The sequence below is a fragment of the Flavobacterium sp. LMO6 genome, from assembly GCF_009495795.1.
In the GTDB taxonomy this organism is placed as follows: Bacteria; Bacteroidota; Bacteroidia; order Flavobacteriales; family Flavobacteriaceae; genus Flavobacterium.
In genome coordinates this window covers 292,010-317,078 of the sequence record NZ_WIBH01000001.1, presented here as the reverse complement: position 1 = coordinate 317,078, position 25,069 = coordinate 292,010, and the positions used below count along the sequence as shown (strand labels likewise).

22 protein-coding genes are annotated in these 25,069 nt (G+C 31.9%); 15 read left to right on the top strand and 7 right to left on the bottom strand.

What is annotated here, in order from left to right:
• Nucleotides 1-39 precede the first annotated feature (39 nt).
• Together GFJ99_RS01415 and GFJ99_RS01410 are read right to left on the bottom strand one after the other, a co-directional pair.
• Nucleotides 40-363, bottom strand: coding sequence for a single-stranded DNA-binding protein (locus tag GFJ99_RS01415; protein ID WP_153207221.1), 324 nt, complete (start codon nt 361-363; stop codon nt 40-42).
• 186 nt (nt 364-549) lie between these two features.
• Nucleotides 550-870 carry a single-stranded DNA-binding protein gene (locus tag GFJ99_RS01410; protein ID WP_153207220.1) on the bottom strand — a complete coding sequence of 107 codons (321 nt, stop codon included), beginning with the start codon at nt 868-870 and terminating at the stop codon, nt 550-552.
• A gap of 285 nt (nt 871-1,155) precedes the next feature.
• Between GFJ99_RS01410 and GFJ99_RS01405 the strand changes: the two genes are divergently transcribed.
• From GFJ99_RS01405 to GFJ99_RS01380, 6 genes are read left to right on the top strand one after another with little or no spacing between them, the layout of a single operon-like run.
• A complete protein-coding gene (locus GFJ99_RS01405; protein ID WP_153207219.1) occupies nt 1,156-1,653 on the top strand; it encodes a DUF6265 family protein in 498 nt (165 codons plus the stop codon).
• Between the two features lie 3 nt (nt 1,654-1,656).
• Nucleotides 1,657-2,172 (top strand): hypothetical protein, encoded by a 516-nt coding sequence (locus GFJ99_RS01400; RefSeq protein ID WP_153207218.1) that lies wholly within the window; start codon nt 1,657-1,659, stop codon nt 2,170-2,172.
• 4 nt (nt 2,173-2,176) lie between these two features.
• Nucleotides 2,177-2,527: a hypothetical protein gene (locus tag GFJ99_RS01395; protein ID WP_153207217.1), complete on the top strand. Its 351-nt coding sequence runs from the start codon at nt 2,177-2,179 to the stop codon at nt 2,525-2,527.
• Nucleotides 2,528-2,535: 8 nt separating this feature from the next.
• Nucleotides 2,536-3,936 (top strand): hypothetical protein, encoded by a 1,401-nt coding sequence (locus tag GFJ99_RS01390; RefSeq protein ID WP_153207216.1) that lies wholly within the window; start codon nt 2,536-2,538, stop codon nt 3,934-3,936.
• Nucleotides 3,929-4,771, top strand: a complete 843-nt coding sequence (locus GFJ99_RS01385; RefSeq protein WP_153207215.1) for an SDR family oxidoreductase — start codon at nt 3,929-3,931, stop codon at nt 4,769-4,771. Before GFJ99_RS01390 ends, GFJ99_RS01385 begins: the two co-directional genes overlap by 8 nt.
• A gap of 2 nt (nt 4,772-4,773) precedes the next feature.
• Nucleotides 4,774-5,697 (top strand): DMT family transporter, encoded by a 924-nt coding sequence (locus GFJ99_RS01380; RefSeq protein WP_153207214.1) that lies wholly within the window; start codon nt 4,774-4,776, stop codon nt 5,695-5,697.
• 342 nt (nt 5,698-6,039) lie between these two features.
• Here GFJ99_RS01380 and GFJ99_RS01375 read toward each other — a convergent pair whose 3' ends face one another.
• Together GFJ99_RS01375 and GFJ99_RS01370 are read right to left on the bottom strand one after the other, a co-directional pair.
• Nucleotides 6,040-8,109 (bottom strand): M13 family metallopeptidase, encoded by a 2,070-nt coding sequence (locus GFJ99_RS01375; protein ID WP_153207213.1) that lies wholly within the window; start codon nt 8,107-8,109, stop codon nt 6,040-6,042.
• Nucleotides 8,110-8,111: 2 nt separating this feature from the next.
• A complete protein-coding gene (locus GFJ99_RS01370) occupies nt 8,112-11,516 on the bottom strand; it encodes a T9SS type A sorting domain-containing protein (protein WP_153207212.1) in 3,405 nt (1,134 codons plus the stop codon).
• Between the two features lie 131 nt (nt 11,517-11,647).
• On the opposite strand from GFJ99_RS01370, the gene GFJ99_RS01365 reads away from it, so the two are divergent.
• From GFJ99_RS01365 to GFJ99_RS01350, 4 genes are all read left to right on the top strand, one after another.
• Nucleotides 11,648-12,346: an SCO family protein gene (locus tag GFJ99_RS01365; protein ID WP_153207211.1), complete on the top strand. Its 699-nt coding sequence runs from the start codon at nt 11,648-11,650 to the stop codon at nt 12,344-12,346.
• A 96-nt stretch (nt 12,347-12,442) separates the two neighbouring features.
• Nucleotides 12,443-12,673 (top strand): FeoA family protein, encoded by a 231-nt coding sequence (locus tag GFJ99_RS01360; protein ID WP_153207210.1) that lies wholly within the window; start codon nt 12,443-12,445, stop codon nt 12,671-12,673.
• A 2-nt stretch (nt 12,674-12,675) separates the two neighbouring features.
• On the top strand, nt 12,676-14,778 hold the full coding sequence (gene feoB / locus GFJ99_RS01355; RefSeq protein WP_153207209.1) for a ferrous iron transport protein B: 2,103 nt from the start codon (nt 12,676-12,678) through the stop codon (nt 14,776-14,778).
• A gap of 245 nt (nt 14,779-15,023) precedes the next feature.
• Entirely contained in the window at nt 15,024-17,249 is a 2,226-nt protein-coding gene (locus GFJ99_RS01350; RefSeq protein WP_153207208.1) for a TonB-dependent receptor domain-containing protein, read from the top strand.
• Nucleotides 17,250-17,448: 199 nt separating this feature from the next.
• Here GFJ99_RS01350 and GFJ99_RS01345 read toward each other — a convergent pair whose 3' ends face one another.
• Nucleotides 17,449-18,267, bottom strand: a complete 819-nt coding sequence (locus tag GFJ99_RS01345; RefSeq protein ID WP_153207207.1) for a ZIP family metal transporter — start codon at nt 18,265-18,267, stop codon at nt 17,449-17,451.
• 2 nt (nt 18,268-18,269) lie between these two features.
• Nucleotides 18,270-18,917, bottom strand: coding sequence for a metal-dependent transcriptional regulator (locus GFJ99_RS01340; protein WP_153207206.1), 648 nt, complete (start codon nt 18,915-18,917; stop codon nt 18,270-18,272).
• An 84-nt stretch (nt 18,918-19,001) separates the two neighbouring features.
• Here GFJ99_RS01340 and GFJ99_RS01335 point away from each other — a divergent pair, with 84 nt between their 5' ends.
• The gene (locus GFJ99_RS01335; RefSeq protein ID WP_153207205.1) at nt 19,002-21,197 is read left to right on the top strand and encodes a TonB-dependent receptor; all 2,196 of its coding nucleotides are present in this window, start codon (nt 19,002-19,004) and stop codon (nt 21,195-21,197) included.
• Nucleotides 21,197-22,375, top strand: a complete 1,179-nt coding sequence (locus GFJ99_RS01330) for a lycopene cyclase family protein (protein WP_153207204.1) — start codon at nt 21,197-21,199, stop codon at nt 22,373-22,375. Before GFJ99_RS01335 ends, GFJ99_RS01330 begins: the two co-directional genes overlap by 1 nt.
• Here GFJ99_RS01330 and GFJ99_RS01325 read toward each other — a convergent pair.
• Nucleotides 22,340-22,723, bottom strand: a complete 384-nt coding sequence (locus GFJ99_RS01325; RefSeq protein WP_153207203.1) for a hypothetical protein — start codon at nt 22,721-22,723, stop codon at nt 22,340-22,342. The two genes, GFJ99_RS01330 and GFJ99_RS01325, sit on opposite strands and share 36 nt — an antisense overlap.
• 109 nt (nt 22,724-22,832) lie before the next feature.
• Between GFJ99_RS01325 and GFJ99_RS01320 the strand changes: the two genes are divergently transcribed.
• The 3 genes from GFJ99_RS01320 (at nt 22,833) to GFJ99_RS01310 (ending at nt 25,067) form a co-directional block, all read left to right on the top strand.
• Entirely contained in the window at nt 22,833-23,243 is a 411-nt protein-coding gene (locus GFJ99_RS01320) for a BrxA/BrxB family bacilliredoxin (RefSeq protein WP_153207202.1), read from the top strand.
• A gap of 86 nt (nt 23,244-23,329) precedes the next feature.
• Nucleotides 23,330-24,064, top strand: coding sequence for a 1-acyl-sn-glycerol-3-phosphate acyltransferase (locus GFJ99_RS01315; protein ID WP_040470504.1), 735 nt, complete (start codon nt 23,330-23,332; stop codon nt 24,062-24,064).
• A 4-nt stretch (nt 24,065-24,068) separates the two neighbouring features.
• Nucleotides 24,069-25,067, top strand: a complete 999-nt coding sequence (locus GFJ99_RS01310) for an acyl-ACP desaturase (RefSeq protein WP_153207201.1) — start codon at nt 24,069-24,071, stop codon at nt 25,065-25,067.
• Nucleotides 25,068-25,069 lie beyond the last annotated feature (2 nt).

Below are 25,069 nucleotides of genomic sequence, written 5' to 3'. Positions count from 1 at the left end.
GTGGCCATTTGACCACTTTTAATACTTTTGAATAGAATTTTATTTACCTAAAAGCAAAACTTCGTTTGCAATTACTTCCGTAACATAGCGCTTGTTTCCATCTTTGTCGTCGTAACTTCTGTGTGTTAATTTGCCTTCGATAGCAATTTCTTTGCCTTTGGTTACAAAACGCTCGATAATATCAGCCGTTTTGCCCCAAGCGGTTACTCGGTGCCATTGCGTTTGTTCTACTTTGTCACCGTTATCTCTGTAATACACTTCGTTTGTAGCGATGCTGATGTTTGCTAATTTTTTTCCTCCTTCAAGATTTTTGATTTCTGGTTCTTGACCAACGTGTCCGATTAATTGTACTGAATTTTTCATAAGGCTTATATATTTGTTTTTAACTGTTTTATGTAATTCGCATTTCTCTAAGTTTTAGCCTAAGGAAAATGCTCATTTCATGGCGTGTAAAAATTTAATGTTTGTGTTAATTGTAATGTCTCGCAAAGTCGCAGAGACGCAAAATTTGAAATTGACTTTTGAAATTGTAATTGAGTTTGAAATTGATTACTTGTTTAATAAAACCAATTCATTGGCAACTACTTCTGTGATGTAAAGTTTATTTCCGTCTTTGTCGTCGTAGCTTCTGTGGGTTAGTTTTCCTTCTATGGCAACATGACTTCCTTTGGTTAACAATTTTTCGATAATGTCTACTGTTTTTCCCCAAGCGGAAACTCTATGCCATTCGGTTTGTTCTACTTTTTCACCTTTGGCGTTTGTGTAATTTTCATTTGTAGCGATGGTAAAGTTTGCTACTCTTCCAGATTCTAAGTTTTTGATTTCTGGTTCTTGACCTACATGTCCGATTAATTGTACTCTGTTTTTCATGGCGTGTAAAATTTAAATGTTTATAATTATTAAATATTGATTCTTTTTGGAACACAGATTTAAGAAATTGAATTAATTAAAAAAATCTAATGTTTAAAAATTTGAAAATTGAACTTGCTCTTGTTTTTGAACTTGAACTCATTCATTCATTTCGACACTGCAAAGATGTGGCGAGAAAAAAACGTTATTCGGTATTTAGCTATTTAATATCGGTTGTAAATATTTGTAAGCGTTTGTAAATGGAAATTATTTTTGTATATTCGCTTTAACTATAAGACTTTACAGATGAAAAAATCAATCTTCCAAAAAAGTATTTATTTTTTACTTTTTATTTGTTCGTTTAGCGCATTTGCACAAAACACCATGAATTATAACGATGAAAAAGGTTCTCCAAAAGCTAATTTGCAAGATGTAAAATGGATTGTTGGGAATTGGACAGGCGAAGCTTTAGGTGGCATTTGTCAAGAAACTTGGAGTGAACCGATTGGAAATTCGATGATGTTTAGTTTTAAATTAGTTTTAGACGGAAAAGTCGCTTTTTATGAATTGGGACACATTATTGAAAAAGACAAAACTCTTTTATTACAACTCAAACACTTTGATGGCGAATTAAAAGGCTGGGAAAAAGCCGAAGTAAGCGAAAATTTTAGATTGGTAAAAGTCACCCCAACACATGTGTATTTTGACAAATTTACGTTTGAGAAAATTTCGGATAATGAAATTAATCTTTACGTTGTTTTTGAAGATAGCGGTAAAGAAATGAAGTTTAATTTTAAGAAGTAAACCATGAAAAAAGTCATCACAATAATAATTTTAATCCATTCAATATTTTCATATTGTCAAAACATTGTATCAAAAGATTCTATTTCAGAAAAATCACCTAAAATTAAAATTTTGGTACTTCAATGTTCAAATGGTTATGGATTGAATGATTTCAGAAATATAATTGAGAAAGAAATAGGTGAAAATAATCAATTTGAAATTATTCCATTTCCAAACAAAAACCTTTTGGGAATAACCTTTCAAGGTGTTTACGATAAAAAATATTGTAAACCAATAAGTGAAAAAATTGATGTAGATTATATTATCATGACCAGATATCTAGGAAATATTATTCAAGGAATTGAATTGACAGATGAAAAAACTACAATTTGGGGTTATGAAATAAAAATTTTAAACACTAAAAGTTGGAATCAAAAAGTATCAATTCGGAAAGATGATTTGAAAAAATATGAAGACATCTTGGTTCATATCGAACAAAATTCAGATGAATTAATAAATGATATTAAAGAATTAAAATAAAATCATGAGTAAAACCTGTTTAGAATGTGGCGATAAAATCATCGGTCGCGAAGACAAAAAGTTTTGTTCGGATGGCTGCCGCAATGCATACAACAACAAAATGAACAAAGATCAGAACAATCTGATGCGCAACATTAACAATAAATTGCGTAAAAATTACCGCATTTTATGTGAACTCAACCCAGAAGACAAAAGAAAAACTACAAAAACCAAATTATTAAGCAAAGATTTCGATTTTGAGTTTTTTACAAGCATGTTACAAACCAAAACCGGCAACACCTATTTCTTTTTGTATGACCAAGGCTATCGCGCTTTGGAAGACGATTTTTATATGTTGGTGAAGAAAGATAGTTAAGAGAATAGATGAAAGAAGAAAGAAAAAAGATTTCATTTAGAGAAGAAATAATTATTTCTAAATTTAGGTTTTGGGGTGGATTTATAGTAAGCATTTTACTTAGTTTCTCTTTGTACCAATTTTTTATCATTGGTAGAGATTTTCTTAGACTCTTGACTTTTAGTGATAATTTTAATTATTTAGATTTTTCTGAAAAAGAACTGTTTTTTTACAATATGTTCTTTGCTTTTTTAAGTTTAATTATTGGACAAAGTTACTTTTTAAAAATAATAATAGATACCAATAAAAAGTTTAGAGAAAAAAAGATTCAATTTAAGCGAAAAAAAATAACACATAACCAAAATATTTGGAGTTGGTTTTTTTTATCATGGTTTTTGAGATTCGCAACAATGTATGGTTTTTTAAACATGGTTGGTTTTGGACAAAAATTAAATTATGCTCCTGCCTTCTATGAAAATATTAATTTTTATGAAGAATATCCATATTTGTTTATATTGATTATTCTTGTTTTATTTCTTCAGTCATGGCAAATATTAAGTTTAACCATTCGCAATTATTTCAAATACTTAATAAGCTCATTTATATTAATTTCGGTTTTATCATTTGGTTTTACCAAAATCAAATTAATAGATTTTGAACGTTATTTTAATAAGCAAAATGCCGAAAATCCATATTTTAAAGAAAATATTGAGTTACCAAAAATTCATTTTACTGAAACACTTTCTTTTAGAAATAAAGAATTAGAAATTTTTGTTTCCAAAAAAGGGGAAATTTATTTTTCTGGAGAAAAAAGAAATTTAAGTGAAATTAAAAAAATATTGATTGAGGTTAATAGCGATGCTTATTATTATCATAATTTTAATTCATTTGTACAGCTAAATATTGATGAAAAAACTCCATTAAAACATATATATAAATTAAAAGAAATTATTACTAATTATACTGATTTTAAAATTGCATACTCTGCATATCCAGAAAATTTAATTCTTTCAAAAACTCGCTACCAAGATAAATCTGAAGGTATTTTTGAAGGTCGCAAAGTCGGATTATTTGAAAATGAAATTATTTTAGAACTAACGAATGAAAATGAATTGTTGGTAAACAATAGAGTTTATAATTGTCAAGAAATTGCTTCTACAATTAGCTTCCTTATTTTAAAAAACAAAAAATATAGGATTACTATTAAACTCAAAAAAAATGCATTGTTTTCAGACTATCTAAAATTACTTTCTTATGCAAGAGAAGGATATTTTAAATCTGTTACTTTATTAGCTAAAGAACAAGATATTGATCCTTATTTTATTTATTATGAATCTGAAAATATTTTAAATTTTAATACTGTAGATATAGACGATGCTGAAATTATAGATAAATTAAAAATCCAACTTTTAAATTTAGAAGATGAATAAAATCTCCATACTCGGCTGCGGTTGGCTCGGTTTACCTTTAGCCAAATCATTGCTTTCAAAAGGTTACGAAGTAAAAGGTTCTACGACTTCGGAAAGTAAATTAGACGTGTTGAAAAATGCTGGAATTTCGCCTTTTCAAATTCAATTGGAAGAACATCAAATCATTGGAAATATAGAAGAATTTCTGAAGGAAACGCATGTTTTAGTGATTGATATTCCACCTGGATTAAGAAGAGAAACTTCTACATCTAACGAAATGACATTCGTAAATAAAGTAAAAACGTTGATTCCGATTATTGAAAAATCAGGTGTTCAGAAAGTTGTTTTTGTGAGTTCGACTTCTGTTTATGGTGATTCAAAAAACTTCTCGACTGCGCTCGAAGTGACAGAGGAAACTACACCAAATCCAGATACCGAAAGTGGGAAACAATTAGTTATTTCCGAAACTCTTTTGCAATCAAACGCACATTTTAAAACTACTGTAATTCGTTTTGGTGGTTTGCTTGGTGATGATCGTCATCCTGTAAAATTTTTAGCAGGAAGAACCAATATAGAAAATCCAGAGGCGCCAGTGAATATGATTCAGAGAGAAGATTGTATTGGGATTATAGAAAAGGCTCTCGACTTCGCTCGAGATGACAATTGGGAATGGAATCAAACCTTCAACGCTGTTTCACCTCAGCATCCAACACGAAAAGCATATTATCACAAAAAAGCTGAAATTTTGAATTTGCCATTGCCTACCTTTGCGGAAAATTCAGAATCGAAAGGTAAAATTATTTCCAGTAAAAAAGTGGAAACGATTTTGGGTTATTCGTTTCAAAAAGAAATTTAGTAATGGCGTATTTTAGCGTATTTCACAATTACATCAAGCAAAAGAAAAATGCGATTGGGTTGCCCATTTTAGCATTAATTTGGATAAGTTTTTTCTGGGGAACTACTTGGATTGCTTCGAAAGAAGGTGTTAAACACATGCCACCGATGCAATTGGTAGCGCTGCGTCAACTCTTTGGCGGAATGTTATATTTGCTGTATTTCTTAATCAAAAAACATCCATGGCCAAATAAACGTCAATGGAGAAATATTCTCGTTTTGAGTGTGTTGAATTTCATGCTGAGTAACGGCTTGAGTACTTGGGGCGTGAAATATATTTCGAGTGGTTTGGGTGCAATAATTGGTTCTATTTTCCCACTTTGGATTGTAATTATTAGTTTGTTTCGAGGACAAAAAACATCTTGGAAAGCAGTTGTGGGTTTAATTGTTGCATTTGGTGGTATTTGTGTGATTTTCTTCGATTACCTGAACGATTTCTTACGACCAGAATTTAGATTTGGCATTTTACTTTCGGTAATTGCTACGTTTACTTGGGCATTATCTTCAATTTATATTAGAGAAAATAAGACGAATTTCAATCCGTATTTTAGCTTGGGATTACAAATGTTGATTTCGTGTGTTGTAATTTCGAGTGTGATTGGATTTAATGGGACTTCGGTTCCGTTGAGTGAAATTCCAGCGATTTCTTGGTGGTCAATTGGTTATTTGGTCGTTTTTGGCTCCGTTTTTACGTTTATTGCCTTTATTTATGCTTTGGAAAATTTACCTACCGAAATTAGCAGTTTGTATGCCTACATCAATCCAATGGTAGCACTATTCTTTGGTTATTTATTATTTAATGAACCTTTAACTACTGCTATTATTATTGGAGGAACGATAACGATTATTGGACTTTATATTGTGAACAGAGCGATTAAGAAGAAATAAATTTAGCCACAGATTAAAGGATTTTCGCGGATTGAAATCATTTTAATAATCCGTTGCGAGAACATTTATTAGTATTTCAGTAAACAAAAAAACTACTTAAAAGAAACTCTATTGTCATTTTGAACTCGTTTCAAAATCTCTATATCGAGAAGCTGAAATAAATTCAGCTTGACAGAACTTGCTTTTAAGTAGTCTAAAAAAAACAAATAGCCACAAATTAAAGGATTTTCACAGATTGTAATCCTTCTAATCTTTTAATCCGTGGCGATTATCTTTACTATTTTATCAAACAAAAAAATCCCACCTAAAAGATGAGATTTAATTCTATGTGGTTAAATAATATTACCAAATTTTTACACGTTTTTCAAAAGGTAAATACATACTGTTATGTGGTAAAATATTGAACGCTTTATAGAAAGCTTCTACATTTTGCAATGGCACATAAGCACGATACATTCCTGGTGAATGCGGATCTGTTTTTACTTGGTTTTTGATAGCTTCGTCACGCATTTTACTTCTCCAAATGGTTGCCCAAGAAATAAAGAAACGTTGCTCTGGCGTAAATCCGTCGATTAATCCTGGATTTCCGTTTGCTTTCAAATAGATTTGTAAACCATCAAACGCAGCGTTAACTCCACCTAAATCTCCGATATTTTCTCCTAAAGTAAATTTACCATCTACAAAAATTCCAGGTAATGGTTCTAGAGCTGAATATTGGTCAGCCAAAGCACTTCCTAATGTAGTAAATTGACTTAAATCTTCATCACTCCACCAGTTTATTAAATTTCCTTCTGCATTATATCTTGAACCTGAATCGTCAAATCCGTGAGAAATTTCATGCCCAATTACGGCTCCAATTCCTCCATAATTTACTGCTTCGTCTGCTTTGTAATCATAAAATGGTGGTTGAAGAATTGCAGCTGGAAAAACAATTTCGTTGTTAGTTGGACTAAAATACGCATTTACTGTTTGAGGCGACATACCCCATTCTTCTTTGTCTACTGGTTTTCCTAATTTTTCAATGTTTTTAATATGACTCCATTTTGCATACAATCTTGAATTTTCAAAATACGTTCCGCCTTGTTCTGGAGATTTCACAATTAAAGCAGAATAATCTTTCCATTTATCAGGATATCCAATTTTAACTCTAAATTTATTCAATTTGATTTTCGCATTTTCCTTAGTTGCTTTTGTCATCCAAGGTAAATTGCCGATTCTGTTATCAAAAGCTTGCATAACATTTGCAATCATAGCTTGTGCTTTTGCTTTTGCTTCTGGTGGAAACTTTTTAGCTACGTATAATTTTCCTAATGCTTCTCCTAATCTTCCGTTAACTGTTGCCAAAGCTCTTTCTTCTGCAGGACGTTGTTTTACGGCACCTGTTAAGGTTTTTCCATAAAATTCCCAGTTCGCATTTTCAATTTCAGTAGATAATAAGCCCGAAGTTCCTCTTAAAGCAGTCCAACGCATATACGCTTTCCAATCTTCTACTTGATTTTCATTTAAAATAGTTTCAACCGCTTGTATATATTTTGGTTGCGAAACCACTAAAGAATCTACTTTTCCTATTCCAACGTTTTGGAAATACATTTCCCATTTTACACTTGGCGCTAATTTTTGTAAATCGGAAAAACTCATAGGATTATAGGTTTTTCTTCTGTCTCTACGCTCTACTCTATCAAAAGTAGCGGTTGACATTTTAGTTTCTAAAGCCAAAATATTTTTTGCATTTGCATTTGCTGTTGCTTCAGATTCTCCAATGTATTGCAACATTCTTGTAATATGAGCCACGTATTTTTCGCGCTTTTCTTTGTTGTCTGGCGCATCTGAAACATAGTAATCTCTGTCAGGTAACCCTAAACTTCCTGTTCCTACATAAATTACGTTTCTATTACTATTTTTAGCATCTGCTCCTATATAACTACCAAAAAAACCTAGACCCATTTCTGGCTCCATTTCAGATAATAAAGCAATTAACTGATCGGCATTTTGAACATTATTAATTTTAGCTAAGTAAGGTTTTAAAGGATCAATTCCTGCTTTATTTCTACTAACGGTATCTAAAACCGTTTTGTATAAACTAATTGCTTTTGCTTGATCAGAATTTGGATCGATGGTTTTGTCGTTAATGGCTTCTTTAAGAATAGCCATTACATCGTCATCTGTGTTTTTTCGAAGTTCATCAAAACTTCCCCAACGCGTTCTATCGGATGGAATTTCTGTTTTATCTAACCAACTTCCATTAACATATCGATTAAAATCATCGGCAGGATTTACCGATTTATCCATGTAACTAACGTTAATACCTACTGTTTCCTTTTGCTTAGTTACCTCTTGAGTTGATTTACAAGAATATAACGCTACTGATAAGAGAAGGAAACCAAAGCTTCCTTTAATGATTGATTTATTCATAGTTATTCTTTAATGATTCTTTTTACTATTGATTGAGTATCTGCTGTAATTTTTACAAAATAAACTCCATTTGATACAGCAGATAAATTTAATTGTATTTCTGAATTTGAAACTTCAAAACCTTTCTTAGTCCATACTAACTTTCCAGATAAATCGTAAACTTCAATTTCAGAAATAGTATTTTCTCCTGTTACTAAATTAAAAATTCCGTTAGATGGGTTTGGATATAATACTATTTTTTGTAGTTCGAAATTTTGCCCAGATAACGTTCCGTCTATTAAAAAGTCATCTATATTAACTCCTAAACTATTTACCGATTGATCAGAATGAAAAACAATTCTAAAAATTACATTAACTTCTGAATTTAAAGCAGTTAATGGGTAAGTATAGGTTGTTAATGTTGTATTAACCCCAGTCCATTGAGCGCCAGGACAATTATTACAGTCTGTTCCTGAAGTTGCAGGTGTTCTGTCGCTATTGTACCAATTTGGCCCCATTTCTCCTAATATAGACCAAGAAGTACCAAAATTTGTTGAATATTCTACATAAACAATATCCCAGTTATTTTCTACATCATATTTCATTGCAAAACTAATCTGAGGATTAATTACATTAGATAGATTATAACATTGAGACACTAAGTATGTCTTTATATTGTCTGGATAATTTCCTGTTAAATTAGTTGCATAAACTGTATTTCCTGATGATGTTAGGCCTCCTGTTCTAGTTCCTCTTTGCCATTGTGCCCCATTGGTTCCTTCATTATAAACAATAAGTTCATCTGAAGCATTTGTAAAAGGATTTACAACACCAACAGTTCCTGCATCGTTAATGTAAAAAGAGGTTGTGCCTTGATTATTATCCGAATAAGTGTCATTTAAAATTAAAGTAGTTACATTTAAAATGTGTGCCCCTCTAGATAAAACAGCTGAAGGTAAATTAATTTCTGTAACGGCAGAAGAAGCCAAAGATCCATTCCAAACAAAAGTTGCAGGCGTACTATCAATAGTATAATTAATCGTGATTTCTGAAATAGTATTTAAACCATTATTTTTAACCTCAACTTTAGGAGTTACAGTGCTTCCACAATTGATATCTGCTGTTGGATTCTTAATGCTTAAAAATTTAATATCGTCCGTTGCTAATTGAACCGGAATATCTGTTTGCCAAATTCCTCTTCCATAAGTGGCAGCAATTAATTTTGCATCCTCTAAATTAATCTCTAAATCTGTTACCGACACGTTTGGCAAATTCATATCAAATGGAGCCCATGAAGTCATAGAATCATCTCTATAATAAACCCCTAAGCTTGTTCCAAGATATAAAGGATTATCGGTATTTCTTCCTTGATGAATAATGATATTTTTACCAATATTTGGAACTCCGTTTGAAATATCTATAAATGAAGTTCCTCCATCATTAGATTGTAACACTTCTCCTGTTGATCCATCAGTAGTTAAATAAATAATATTACTATCTGATGAATGTACTGCTATTGATTCGATATTGTTGGTTGTAAAATTAATCACAGAAAAATTCACACCACCATTTACACTTTTATATAAAACTGTTCCGTTTGCAACATATATAATATTGTTGTTAGATGGGTCAATGGTAATTAAGTCTATATTTCCACCTCCTAAAGCATCTGTGTTTTGTTGTACCCAAGCACCACCAGTTAATTTATATAAATTATCAAATCCAGAAAATATTTCTCCTATTGAATTAGAAGTTAATGGAGTAACCCAATTTCCGTTGATTCCGCCTGGTGAAGATACAGATGAACTTAATCCATTTCCTGCAGAATCGCTAATATACATACTGTTTCCAAATTGAATAAATCCATAATATAAATTTGGATTTGTAGGGTCTACTGCTGTATCCATACCATCGGCACCGTAATAATTTTTCCAAAGTCCGCCACTATATGCATGACCTCCATTATCTTGTAACCCACCCACCATATTAGCAGCTGATTGTTTAGAAACCGCTATTTTGTAAAACTGACTAATTTGAGCACCTGCTGTTAAGTCTGTAAAATTAATTCCGTTATTTTCAGAAACATATATACCACCATCTGTTCCCGCAAACAATTTAGTCCCATGAAAACCTAAATAATGGATATCTGCATGTGTATATGAAATTCCTGAAGGATTGCTCCAGCTATTTATTCTAGTTACGTTTGTTCCGCCATTAGTAGATTTCCACACATTTAAACATCCCGTATAAATTTCTTCTGCATTTGTGGAAGATACCGATAATGCTAAATCATACCAAGCTTGAGAAGGAGAACCTGAGTTTTCAAAAATATTCGTTGTTGTATTTCTTGCTGTAAAAATTGTACCTCCATCAGTTGACCTATAAATTCCTTGAAAATTGTAACTTTCTGAGCCTATTTTAGAACTCAATATATATATATAATCAGAATTAGCAGGTGTAACATCCATTACTAATCTACCTGAAGAGGCTGGTAATCCTGTTGAAACTTGAGTAAATGTTGTTCCCGAATTTGTTGACCTAAAAAAACTTGTATCTGAAACAGCATAAACGGTTGTGGGATCTCCTGGTTTTAACCTAATATTTCCCTGAGAAAAATCTCCAGTTCTAACTCTTGACCAAGATGTTCCTCCATTTGTAGTTCTGAAAATTCCAGAGCTTGTAGCACACCACAACATTAAACTGTTTGTAGGGTGAATCAAAATATCTCCAGCTCTAGAAGGATTTGAAACTCCAATTGATCCGGTAGGATTCCAAGTCAATCCACCATCTGTAGATTTATAAACCCCAACAGAATACGAATCTCCTGCATCTTTATCTCCTGTAGTAATATAAATTACATTAGAATCTGCATAATCAACCGCAATACCAGAAACACCAATTTGAGGCAATTCATCAGTTAATGGAGCCCAAGTTGAACCGTTATTTGTTGATTTCCAAATTCCACCAGCAGGTGCACCTAAATAAATTGTATTAGCATTTGAAGGATCAACATGTACAATATTTACACGCCCTTGCCCTGATGACCAAGAACCAGTATTTGTGTGAGTAAAAGGCCCTACCGGCTCCCAATTACTAACTGGCAATGACATTGTTGTGTTTCTATTTGTTTTTGATTGATTTTTTTGACGCCAAGCGTCCCAGAATGCTTCTGATGACATTATATATCCTTGTTCTGTAGTATAGTTTTTCCAATGATATTCCCAACGCATAAATGGTTTGTAACCAGATCCTTTTACATTTTTGTCTCTAGTAGACCAATAGGCATTAAAAGCCGCTACCATTTCGTTTATCGTAACTTCACCTTTATTTGTAGTGTTTAATTCACTCATCCAAGGAGCAGATGGGTTAAATTGTGAAAATCCTAAAAAGGAGCACAATAAACTAATAATCAAGTAATTTTTAACCATTTATTCAGTAGTTTTGGGTATATAATCACAAATATAATGAACAAAATCAACAAATTAGAATTTTAACAATTGTAAGCCAACTATTTTAACAAATCTCTTTTAAATTATGATTATTTTTGTAAAAAATTTATATGCTTAATTTTCTAGCCCCTTATAAAAAGTTTTTAATCATTTTTTCAATACTTTCCCTTATTATATATATTGGGATTTATACTTTACTTTCACCAGAAAAAATGCTTCCAATCTACTCTCCTAGAGATATTAATCCAGAATTAGTAGATTCTACGGTGCAACATATTGGTAACGATCATAAAATTTCCGATTTTTCTTTTACCAATCAAAATGGGAAAGTAATCACCCAAAAAGACTATGAAAATACAATTTACGTAGCCGATTTCTTTTTTACCACTTGTCCAACTATATGTCCAAAAATGACCGATAATATGGTTTGGTTGCAAAATCAATTAAAAAATTATTCAGAAGTTAAATTACTTTCTTTCTCCGTTACGCCTGATATTGATACACCTGAAGTATTAAAAGAATATGCCCTTGAAAAAGGAGTAGATGACGCGCGATGGAACTTAGTAACAGGAGATAAATCAGCCATTTATTATTTGGCCCGAAAATCATATTTAGCAGTAAAAACCGGTAAACCAGAAGAATTATATGATATGGTGCATACCGAAAATTTCATTTTGGTAGATAAAAACAAACGTATTAGAGGTTTTTATGATGGCACCAATTTAGACCAACCAACAAACGATCCGAAAACCAAAAACATGAAACAACTTTTAGAAGACATTATTTGGTTAAATGAAAACCAAAAATAAATTCTATTTCATTTTATTTTATTAATTCTGAGAATTATCAGGTTTTCTACAATTATAATTTTTACTTTTGTATTTTAATTCAATCTAAATAAGGAAATGGATTTTTTTGCATCATCATTAGAAATAGGCGAAGAAGCCACCATTATAGATGTAAATCTAGACGAAATCCCTCTAAAACTTTTAGAAATGGGATGTTTGCCTGGAAATAAAATTACGCTTTTACAAATTGCGCCATTTGGCGACCCTTTATATTTCAATGTTAACGATTCTCATGTAGCTATTCGATTAGAAACAGCAAGAGAAATTAGCATTACAAAAGATATTTAATAATGAGTTTAAATCCTATAAAAGTTGCTTTAATTGGAAATCCAAATGTGGGTAAAACTTCAGTTTTTAATGAGCTTACAGGGTTAAACCAACAAGTAGGGAATTACCCCGGAATTACTGTTGAAAAAAAACAAGGTATTGCAAAATTATCAGATGCTGTTAAAGCAAAAATTATAGATTTACCAGGAACGTATAGCTTAAATGCAAGTTCTATTGATGAAAATGTTGTAATTGAATTATTATTAAATAAAAACGATGAAGATTTTCCGGATGTAGCCGTTGTGGTTACTGAAGTTGAAAATTTAAAACGAAATTTACTCCTTTTTACACAAATTAAAGATTTAGAAATTCCAACCATTCTTGTTATTAATATGGCAGATAGAATGCAATTAAAAGGAATTGAACTTGATATTTCGATATTAGAAAAAGAACTAAAAACAAAAATTGCTTTAATAAGTTCTAGAAAAAAAACTGGGATAACGGAACTTAAGAATTTAATTCTTAACTATACTGAATTATCAACTGAACCTTGTTTAAATGCTTCAAGTATAGACCCAGACTACTTTGATAAATTAAGAAAAGCATTCCCAAACCAACTTTTATATAAACTTTGGTTAGTAATTACGCAAGATGTAAATTTTTTAAATCTAGAACGAAACGAAATTAAAAGTACGTTTACAAAATCGCATGCCGATTTAAAACGCTTACAACAAAAAGAAACTATTAAACGCTATCAATTTATAAATGACACTTTAAAAATGGGTCAAAAAATAGATAGTTCAAAAGCTTCTGATATTAGAGCAAAAATAGACCGCGTACTTACACACAAAATTTTTGGTTACTTAATTTTCTTCGGTATTTTAATGCTAATTTTTCAGTTTTTATTTGATTGGAGTAGTATACCGATGGAATTTATTGACGAAACATTTGCTAATTTTAGCTCCGTTGCCAAACAAAATCTTCCTGCAGGTGAATTTACAAACTTAATTAGCGAAGGTATAATCCCTGGTATTGGAGGGATTGTAATTTTTATTCCACAAATTGCATTTTTATTCTTATTTATTTCTGTTTTAGAGGAAAGCGGCTATATGAGTCGTGTGGTTTTTTTGATGGATAAAATCATGCGAAAATTTGGACTTTCGGGTAAAAGTATTGTGCCTTTAATTTCAGGAACTGCTTGTGCTATTCCGGCAATTATGGGAGCTAGAAATATTGAGAACTGGAAAGAACGTTTAATTACTATTTTAGTAACTCCTTTTACAACTTGTTCTGCAAGGCTACCTGTTTATGCAATTTTAATCTCGTTAATTATTCCAGAAAAAAGATTGTTTGGGTTTTTAAGCTTACAAGGATTAACACTAATGGGTTTGTATTTATTAGGATTTGGAGCTGCTATTTTTTCTGCTTATTTACTAAATAAAATTTTAAAACTTAACTGCAAATCTTACTTTGTTGTAGAAATGCCAAGTTATAAAATTCCAATGATTAAAAATGTTGGAATAAATGTATTAGAAAAAACAAGAGCCTTTGTTTCTGGTGCCGGAAAAATTATTTTAGCCTTATCGGTTATTTTATGGTATTTAGGTTCGCACGGATTAAGTGATGATTTTAATAACGCTGAAGCTATTATTACACAACAAAATCAAAACAAAACCATTACTTCAGAATCATTTGAAGATCAAGTTAATTCCTTCAAGTTAGAAAATTCATATATTGGTTACATGGGAAAAGCCATAGAACCTGCTATTCGTCCTTTAGGTTATGATTGGAAAATAGGAATTGCTGTGGTAAGTTCGTTTGCTGCTCGTGAAGTTTTTGTAGGAACTTTGGCAACCATATACAGTGTTGGTAGTCATAGTGATGAAGAAACCACCATTAAAAATAAAATGGCAGCCGAAGTGCATCCGGAAACAGGTGAAAAAATATTCAATTTTGCTACTGGAATTTCATTATTGCTGTTTTATGCTTTCGCGATGCAATGTATATCTACTCTTGCAATTGTAAAAAAAGAATCCAATTCTTGGAAATGGCCAATAATTCAATTGGTGTTCATGAGTGGATTTGCTTATTTAACAGCATTAATTGCGTATCAAGTTTTGAAATAAAACTCTTCAAAATAATATCTTCTTCTATTTAAAGCATTGTTTTTTTTTAAATTATCATTAAATTAAAAACTATTTAAGTAAATTATTTTGACTTTTTTTTATTTAATAATTAAAAAAAATCAAATTAATTATTAAAAAATATTGTTTTATACAATTCGTAAAGTAATTCAAAAATAACTTATTTATAATTTGTCTAAATAAAAACTAGTGGTTATTTTTGCTCCGTAGAATTAATCTAAATAAAGATGAAATATATAATTACCCCAATCGTCCTATTATTTTCAGGTTTGGTATTTTCTCAAGAAAAAGAAAACAACACACAAAAAGATTCTGTTAAAAACTTAAAAGAAGTTGTTATTTCAGCTAATCAAATCATTGGAAGTAAATTTGAAGCAGCTAATAAAACTGGTTCGGCTTCTTACATTTCAGCGGCAGATTTACAAAAATTCAACTATACTGATATTAATCGTGTACTTAGAACCGTTACTGGTGTTAATGTTTACGAAGAAGATGGATTTGGGTTAAGACCAAATATTAGTTTAAGAGGAACTTCACCAGATAGAAGTGCAAAAATCACTTTAATGGAAGACAATGTTTTAATTGCGCCAGCTCCATATTCAGCTCCAGCGGCTTATTATTTCCCATCTGTTGCTCGTATGAGTGCTGTTGAAATCTTAAAAGGAAGTAGCCAAATTCAGTACGGCCCTTTTACTACTGGAGGAACCATTAACTTTGTTTCGGCTCCAATTCCAACAAAATTTAGCGCAGGATTTTTAACAGATTACGGAAGTTTTAATACGAGTCGTACTTTAGCAAATGTTGGAATTGCAAATGAAACTGTAGGGGCAGTTGTTCAATTTTTAAATTACAATTCGGATGGTTTTAAAAATTTGCCAAGTGGTGCCAACACCGGTTTTGACAAAAAAGATGTAATGGCAAAATTTAGAGTACAATCAAAACCAACCAGTAAAATTTATAATGCATTCGATTTTAAAATGGTATATGCAGAAGAAGATGCAAATGAAACCTATTTAGGATTAACAGAAGAAGATTTTAATAATTCTCCTTTCATGCGTTATGCCGGTTCTGAAAAAGACAACATTACTACAAAAAACAATCAGTTTTCAGTAACACATACTTTAAAAACAAGCAACTATTTTAGTATAACTACAACTGCATATCGTAATAAATTTGCAAGAAACTGGTACAAATTAAACGATGTTAGATTTGGAGGAACTACTTATGCTATCGATGCAATTTTAGAAGACCCAACAACAAATGCATTAGCTTTTGATTATGTAACTGGTGCACAAAACTCACCAAATAATGCTTTACGAGTTCGTGCAAACAATAGAGGCTATTTAGCACAAGGTGTACAAACTAAGTTAGATTTTCATTTCTTAACAGGAGATGTTTATCATGATTTAGAAGTTGGTGTACGTTATCACAAAGACAGCGAAGATAGATTCCAATGGAATGATAGCTATGCAATGATTGATGGTTCGATGGTATTAACTACTGCAGGAAATCCAGGAACACAAGATAACCGAGTTGCTTATGCTTCAGCTTTGGCCGCTCACGCTTTATACAAAATAAAATACAACGACTTAACCGTTACACCAGGTATTCGTTTTGAAACTATCGACTTATTAAACAAAAACTATGGTACAAATGATGTAACAAGAACGGGAGTTAACCTAGTTGAAAACGACAATCATGTAAAAGTTTGGTTACCAGGAGTTGGAGCTAATTATAGATTCAATAATTATGTGGCATTATTTGGAGGTGTTCATAAAGGATTTGCACCACCGACAAACACACCAGGAACTGATGCAGAAAACAGTACGAATTATGAAATTGGAACACGTTATAATTATAAAAAATTCAGTGGCGAGTTTGTAGTGTACTTTAATGATTACAAAAATCTTTTAGGAAGTGATTTGGCTGCTAGTGGTGGTTCTGGAACATTAGACCAATTCAATGCTGGTGAAGCGCATGTAAAAGGAATTGAATTCTTAATCAATTATCAAGTACTAAAAGAAGAGAGTAAATTCAAATTGCCAATTACTTTTGGATATACCTTAACCGATACAGAGTTTGTAAACGAATTTGCAAGTTCAGACGGAGCTTGGGGAACCATTGAAAAAGGCGATGAAATTCCATACATTTCAAAACACCAATTTAATGCTTCTATTGCCTTAGAACATGCTAAATTTGAATTAATTTTAGGAGCAAGATATAGTGGCGAATTTAGAACAGTTGCTGGTCAAGGTTCAATACCAAATAAAAACTCAGTCCCAAGTAACACTGTTGTTGATTTTGGTTCAAAATACAAATTCAACAAACATTTTAGTGTAACTGGAAACATCAATAACCTTTTCGATACTACGTATTTGGTTTCAAGAGTTCCAGCAGGATTAAGACCAGGAATGCCGTTTAGTGCTTCTATCGGAATTGCTGCTCAATTTTAATAATTTTCAGTTAGTTTTAGTTAATAAAAAAGCAATCTCATTATTATTGAGATTGCTTTTCTTATTTTTGCATTATGGATATACAACAAATCTTAGTTTACCTTTCTTTAGCCATAGCCGTAGGATTTTTGGTGAAGAAATTTTTTTGGAAAAAACGCCCAAAGAAATCAAAGCCTTGTGGCGACGATTGTGCTTGTCATTAACCTAAAGCCACATCCAAAACCATCATTACAATAAACCCACCTATTAAACCTAATGTTGCAATATCGGTGTTTTTATCTTGTTGTGTTTCAGGAATTACCTCTTCTACAACAACAAATATCATCGCTCCAGCCGCAAAAGCTAGTGCATAAGGTAATATTGGAGTAAAAAAAGTAACCGCAACCGCTCCAATAACTCCAAAGAGAGGTTCTACCAATGCAGAAGATTGCCCATACATAAAGCTTCTCATTCTACTCATTCCCATTCGTCGTAATGGCATAGAAACGGCAATGCCTTCTGGAAAATTTTGAATTCCAATTCCAATAGCCAAAGTAACAGCTCCAGCAATCGAAGCTTCTGGAATTCCAGCTGCAACACCACCAAACAAAACCCCAACCGCTAATCCTTCTGGAATATTGTGCAACGTGATAGCTAAAACCAAAAGTGTCGTGCGTTGCCAAGGCGATTTAATTCCCTCTGTTTCTTTGAAATTAATGTGCATGTGTGGTAACACTTTATCCAATCCGAAAATAAATAAAGCACCTAAAGCAAAACCTACAGCTGCCGGAATTACTTTTATAAAACCATCGCCACCACTCATTTCAATAGCTGGCGCTAGTAAACTCCAAAAACTTGCAGCTATCATAACACCGCCTGTAAACCCAAGCATTCCATCTAAAACTACCCGATTCATATTCTTAAAAAAGAACACGAAAGAAGCCCCAAAAGCTGTTAAACCCCAAGTAAATGTAGTAGCTAAAAAAGCCGCCAAAATAGGGTCGATACTCTCAAAAAAATGAATAATTGAATCAAACATAATTATTGTACGTATAAATTATTAGCAATTTTATTTGAAATAGTTAAGCGTTTTCCATCGATTTCCACGGTTAACGTATCATCAAAATCTTCTTTGTCTATTACTTTTACAACCGAACCCAATGCTATTTTTTGCTTGTCTAAATATTTTAAAAAATCGGTAGATGAATCTTTTACACCAACACAATGAAATGATGCATTAATTTCCACTTCTGATAAGAGCTGTTTCTCAATTTTTTTAATCACACCTTTTGCATCTGGAATGGGATCTCCGTGTGGATCAGCTGCTGGAAAACCTAAAAAAGCATCCAATTTATTAATCAATTGTTCGGATTTGATGTGTTCTAATTCTTCTGCAATTTCATGCACTTCATCCCAAGAAAAACCTAATTTATCTACTAAAAAAACTTCCCACAAGCGGTGCTTCCTCACAATCATTTTTGCCGAATGAAAACCTTTATCCGTTAAAGTAACACCTTGATATTTCTGGTAACTTACCAAATCTTTATCCGAAAGTTTTTTCATCATATCAGTTACAGATGACGCTTTGGTGTCTAACATTCCAGCAATAGCATTGGTATTAACGCCTTTTGGAGACACTAAAGACAAATGATAAATAACTTTAATATAATTTTCTTCAGAAATGGTCATAAACAATTTATTTTGACAAATATATAAAGTTTTTTTAGTTTTGTAAATGTTTTATTTTTAGTTTTGTCTAAATTTAATTTTATAATGTTTAAAATATTTATTTATACAACTCTATTTTTTTCGCTTTTTACTTTTTCACAAAATACTATAAAGGGGAAAGTGACCACTAATAATGAAGTTTTAGCTTATGCTAATATTTATATTAAAGAACTAAATAAAGGAGCTGAAACAAATGAAAATGGCATCTATGAATTTACAAATATTCCTAACGGTTCCTATACAATTATTGCTTCCTATGTTGGGTTTAAACTTGAAAGAAAAAAAGTAAATATTTCAAACGAACCAAATTATATCTTAAATTTGAACCTAATTGAAGATTCAAACACACTAGATGATGTAGTGATTTCTGGAACTTTAAAACCCGTTTCAAGAATGGAAACTCCTGTTCCTGTTGAAGTGTATACGACAGCTTTTTTAAAGAAAAACCCAACATCTAATATTTTTGAAGCTTTACAAAACGTAAATGGCGTTCGACCACAACTCAATTGCAACATTTGCAATACTGGAGACATTCATATCAACGGGTTAGAAGGTCCATACACCATGGTTACGATTGACGGAATGCCAATTGTAAGCGCACTTTCAACCGTTTATGGTTTGTCTGGAATTCCAAATTCGTTGATTGATAGAGTTGAAGTAGTAAAAGGACCAGCTTCAAGTTTATATGGTAGTGAAGCTGTTGGTGGTTTAATCAACATCATTACCAAAAAACCAACAACTGCTCCATTGTTTTCAGTCGATATTTTTTCGACTTCTTGGTTAGAAAACAATGTGGATTTAGGATTTAAAAGTAAGATTGGTAAAAAAGCAACAACCTTAGTCGGCATCAATTATTATAACTACAATGAACCGATTGACAATAACAACGATCATTTTACTGATGTAACGTTACAAGAACGTATTTCCATCTTCAACAAATGGAACTTTGAGCGAAAAAACAATAAAGAATTCACCATCGCAGGAAGACTATTTTACGAAGACCGTTGGGGAGGCGAAATGCAATGGAACAAATCGTATCGTGGTGGTTCAGAAGTTTATGGAGAAAGTATTTATACGAAACGTGTGGAGCTTTTGAGTAAATATCAATTACCCACAACCGAAAACATGTATTTGTCGTTTTCAGTTACTGCTCACGACCAAAATTCGGTTTATGGAAATACGATTTACTTGGCGAATCAAAAAATTGCATTTGGCCAATATACTTGGGATAAAAAGTTAGAAATCCATAATTTGCTTTTGGGAGCTGCTTTTCGTTATCAATATTATAATGACAATACGACTGCGACTATTTCGGCGGAAAAAACAAAAATCTACAGCATTTTTCTTCAAGATGAAATAAAATTGGCTTCAAAACATCATATTTTATTAGGTGCTCGATACGATTACAACAATAATCACGGCAATATTTTTACACCCAGAATTGCCTACAAATGGAATCCAACCGAAAATGATGTATTCCGAATTAATGCAGGAACTGGATTTCGAATCGTAAATTTATTTACCGAAGACCACGCTGCTTTAACCGGCTCAAGAGATGTTATAATTACCGAAGATTTAAAACCCGAAACATCCTACAACGTCAATTTGAATTATTTGAAGAAAATCAGATTTGAAAACGGCACTTTTTTAGGGTTTGAAACTTCAGCTTGGTATACGTATTTTAACAACCAAATTATTCCAGATTATGACACAAATCCCGACCAAATTATTTATTCGAACTTAAACGGCTATGCACAAACCTTAGGAATTAGTGGCAATATCGATTTAGTTACGCCTTTTGGAGTAAAAGCAATTCTTGGTTTCACGATTATGGAACCGAAAAATGTGCAAAACGGAGTGAGTTCAACACCTGTTTTAACGGAAAAATACAGCGCCAATTGGGCAATAACATATGACATTCCAAAATGGTTTTTATCTATCGATTACACTGGGAACTTATATGGACCTATGCGATTACCAATTTTAGGTGATTTAGATCCAAGACCCGAGTACTCTCCTATTTGGAGTTTGCAAAACATTCAATTTACTTATAAAAAATTTCGTAGTTTTGAACTTTATGGTGGTGTGAAAAATATGCTGAATTGGACGCCAAATAAAGGAACTCCATATTTAATAGCTGGAGCAGAAGATCCTTTTGGCGAAAATTTTGACGCAACTTATGTGTATGCACCCAACCAAGGAATTAGAGGCTTTTTAGGAATTCGATATACCATTTATTAATGCAACATTATCATTACATTTTCACGGGTTCAGGATTATCGGCTTTAATGACCGTTTATGAAATGCTTTTATCTGGAAAGTTTGAGGATAAATCGATTTTGTTAATTGATGAAAATGCTAAAAAAGTAAACGATAGAACTTGGTGTTTTTGGGATGAAGATAATTTGTTTGAAGACATCGTTTCAAAAAAATGGAATCAAGCTGTTTTTGCGAATGAGAAATTTAATAGGGTTTTAGAATTAACACCTTATCAATACAAAAAAATCAATGGTTTAGATTTTTATGAATTGGTTTTCAAGAAAATTTCCGAACATAAAAACATTCATTTTCTAAATCAAAAAGTAGTTGATTTTAAAGAATTAGACAATCATTGTGTTGTAAAAACAGAAAGTGAAACCATCACTTGTAACAAAATTTTTAATTCGATTTACACCCAAGACCAAAGGTCGAACTGTATGGAGCATAGCGGAATAAATCCAGAAGTTGTTACTACTCAAAATAAATTCCCTTTAATTCAACAACACTTTGTAGGTTGGTTTATCAAAAGTAAAGAAGCAGTTTTTACTCCAAATTGTGCCACTTTCATGGATTTTTCGGTGGAACAAAAAGGCAATACGCGTTTTATGTACGTTTTACCAACATCTTCAACTGAAGCGTTGTTAGAATATACCTTGTTTTCAAAAGACTTACTTTTAAAAGAGGAATACGAAACTGAAATTCAGAAATACATTAAAAATTTAGGAATAACCGAATACGAAATCCTAGAAAAAGAACAAGGCAATATTCCAATGACGTGTTATCCTTTTTGGAAACACAATACTAAGAACATCATCAATATTGGTTCGGCTGGCGGTTGGACAAAAGCTAGCACAGGTTATACTTTTAAAAACGCTACCAAAAAATCGAAAGCTTTAGTTCAATTTCTAAAATCAGAATCCGACTTCACTAAATTTTATAAAAAAGATAAATTTTGGTTCTATGATTTGTTGTTGTTGGATATTTTAAGTTCAAAAAATGATTTAGGTTCCAAGATATTTTCTTCGATGTTTAAAAGTGGAAATTCAACTGTGATTTTTAAATTTTTAGATGAAGAAACTTCAATCTGGGAAGATTTACAAGTTATTTGGAAATGTCCGAAAATGTTATTTGTGAAGGCTTTGTTTGGGAGAATTTTCTAATTTAAAATACTTGATGATTTTAGAAATAATCGCAACCAAAAATAAAAATGTTATTAAAACTAAATCACGAAAAGCTTCAGTAATTTCAACAAGAGTATCATTATTTCTTTGCAAATGATAAAGTAATTTTTTCTTGTTTTCTAGTTCTGAAACATCATTTGGAAATCCTGGAAAAATATGAGAAATGTTTAACGACAGAAGTAAAATTGCAATTCCATATGAATACAATACATACTGCAAAGTCAATTTCAAGTTGTTTTTTTTCTGAATAATTAAATAACCAATAACAAAGATAATTAAAAATCCAATTTTAATATAAAACTCATCAGGTTCCGCTAAAAAATTCATATAATATATTTTAAAAATGTAAACATAACAAATCTTTATGAATTGGTTTTCTGTAACAAGCAAAAAACTTTGTAACTTTGCCACTCGTTAACTTATAATAAGACAAATTATGTATCCAGAAGAAATGGTAAAACCTATGCGCGCTGAATTAACAGAGGCTGGTTTTCAAGAATTATATAACGCAGAAGCAGTAGAAAATGCTTTAAAAAACGAAGGAACAACTTTAGTAGTTATTAACTCAGTTTGTGGTTGTGCTGCCAGAAATGCACGTCCGGGAGCAAAAATGAGTTTAGATGGCGCAAAAAAACCTTCTCAATTAGTAACTGTTTTTGCTGGTGTTGATAAAGATGCTGTTGATGCAGCACGCCAACACATGTTTCCTTTTCCTCCATCATCGCCATGTATGGCTTTGTTTAAAAATGGTGAATTGGTTCACATGTTAGAACGTCATCACATTGAAGGTCGTCCGGCTGAATTAATTGCTGAAAATTTAAAAGACGCATATAACGAATTTTGCTAATTACTATGCTAGCATATAATAAAAACCACCAAAGTATTGGTGGTTTTTTATTTTATAGCTTACTTTTGTCAAAATTGGTTTTTTATATGGAAAAAATTCTTTCATATCCGCTTACTATTATTTATTACACATTTTTTTTACTTTGGTTGGTGCTATTTCATCCTATCCAATGGATATGCTTTAATCTTTTTGGATACAATGCACATCGTTTAAGTGTTGCTTATTTGAACTGGTTTTTAGTTAGAACTGCTCATCTTGTTGGCACTACATATCACATTGAAGGAATGGAAAATATTCCTGAAAACAAGCCATTAATTATTGTTGCCAATCACCAAAGTTTACACGACATCACCACTATTATATGGTTTTTACGAAAAGTACATCCAAAATTCATCAGTAAAATAGAATTAGGAAAAGGAATTCCAAGTGTTTCTTATAATTTACGTCACGGAGGTTCTGCATTAATCAATAGAAAAGATCCAAAACAAGCCTTGCCCGAAATTAAAAAAGTAGCCGAATTGGTAAACAATAACAATTATTCGGTAGTGATTTTCCCAGAAGGCACTAGAAGTAAAACCGGAGAACCAAAGCCTTTTGCTGTAAATGGTTTAAAAATGTTATACAAGTTTGCTCCAGACGCTTACTTCTTACCAATTACGATTAACAATTCATGGAAAATGACTAAATTTGGGCAATTCCCACTTGGTTTAGGCACGAGTTTACATTTTACAATTCATGAAGCTATGAAAATTTCAGATTATAAATTTGAAGAGATTTTCGAAAAAACCGAAAAAATTATTACACAAAATATTAAAATATAAACACATGTCTATACAAAATGTCCGTTTAGAAGTGATGCAATTTTTAGAAAAAAAAGTAGATCATTTCATGGAAGAATTCTTAATTCCAGTTGAAAAAATTTGGCAACCAACTGATTTACTTCCAGATTCAACTAAAGACAACTTCATAGAAGAAGTTAAAGAACTTCGCGAAATTGCAAAAGATTTACCTTATGATTTCTGGGTTACTTTGGTTGGTGATACCATTACGGAAGAAGCATTACCAACTTACGAAACTTGGTTAATGGATGTTGAAGGTGTTGCCCAAAAAGGGGAAAACGGTGATAATGGTTGGGCAAAATGGTTACGCCAATGGACGGGAGAAGAAAACCGCCATGGTGATGCATTAAACAAATACTTATACCTTTCAGGAAGAGTGAATATGCGCGAAGTTGAAATCACAACACATCATTTAATTAACGATGGTTTTGATCCAGGAACTGGAAGAGATCCATACAAAAACTTTGTATTTACTAGTTTTCAAGAATTAGCAACTTATGTTTCGCACAATCGTGTGGCATTACTTGCGAAAAAATATGGCGATAAAAAACTACACAAAATGTGTAATTTAATTGCAGGAGACGAAATGCGTCATCACTTAGCGTATAGCGAATTTGTGAAACGAATTTTTGAAGTAGATCCAAGCGAAATGATGTTGTCATTTCAATACATGATGAAGAAAAAAATTACGATGCCAGCTCATTTAATTAGAGAGTCAGGTGAAAGTATTGGAACTGCATTTGAAAAATTCTCAGAATCGGCACAACGATTAGGCGTTTATACTGCCATGGATTATGTGGATATTCTTCAAAAACTAAATGAGAAGTGGGAAATAGATAAAATTTGTAATCTTACAGATGAGGCAGAAAAAGCACGCGATTATCTAATGAAATTACCAGCTCGTATGGCTAGAATTTCGGAAAGAATGATTGTTCCTGCTGAAGGCCAACTTTTTAAATGGGTAGAACCTGCGCTTGTTAGATAATT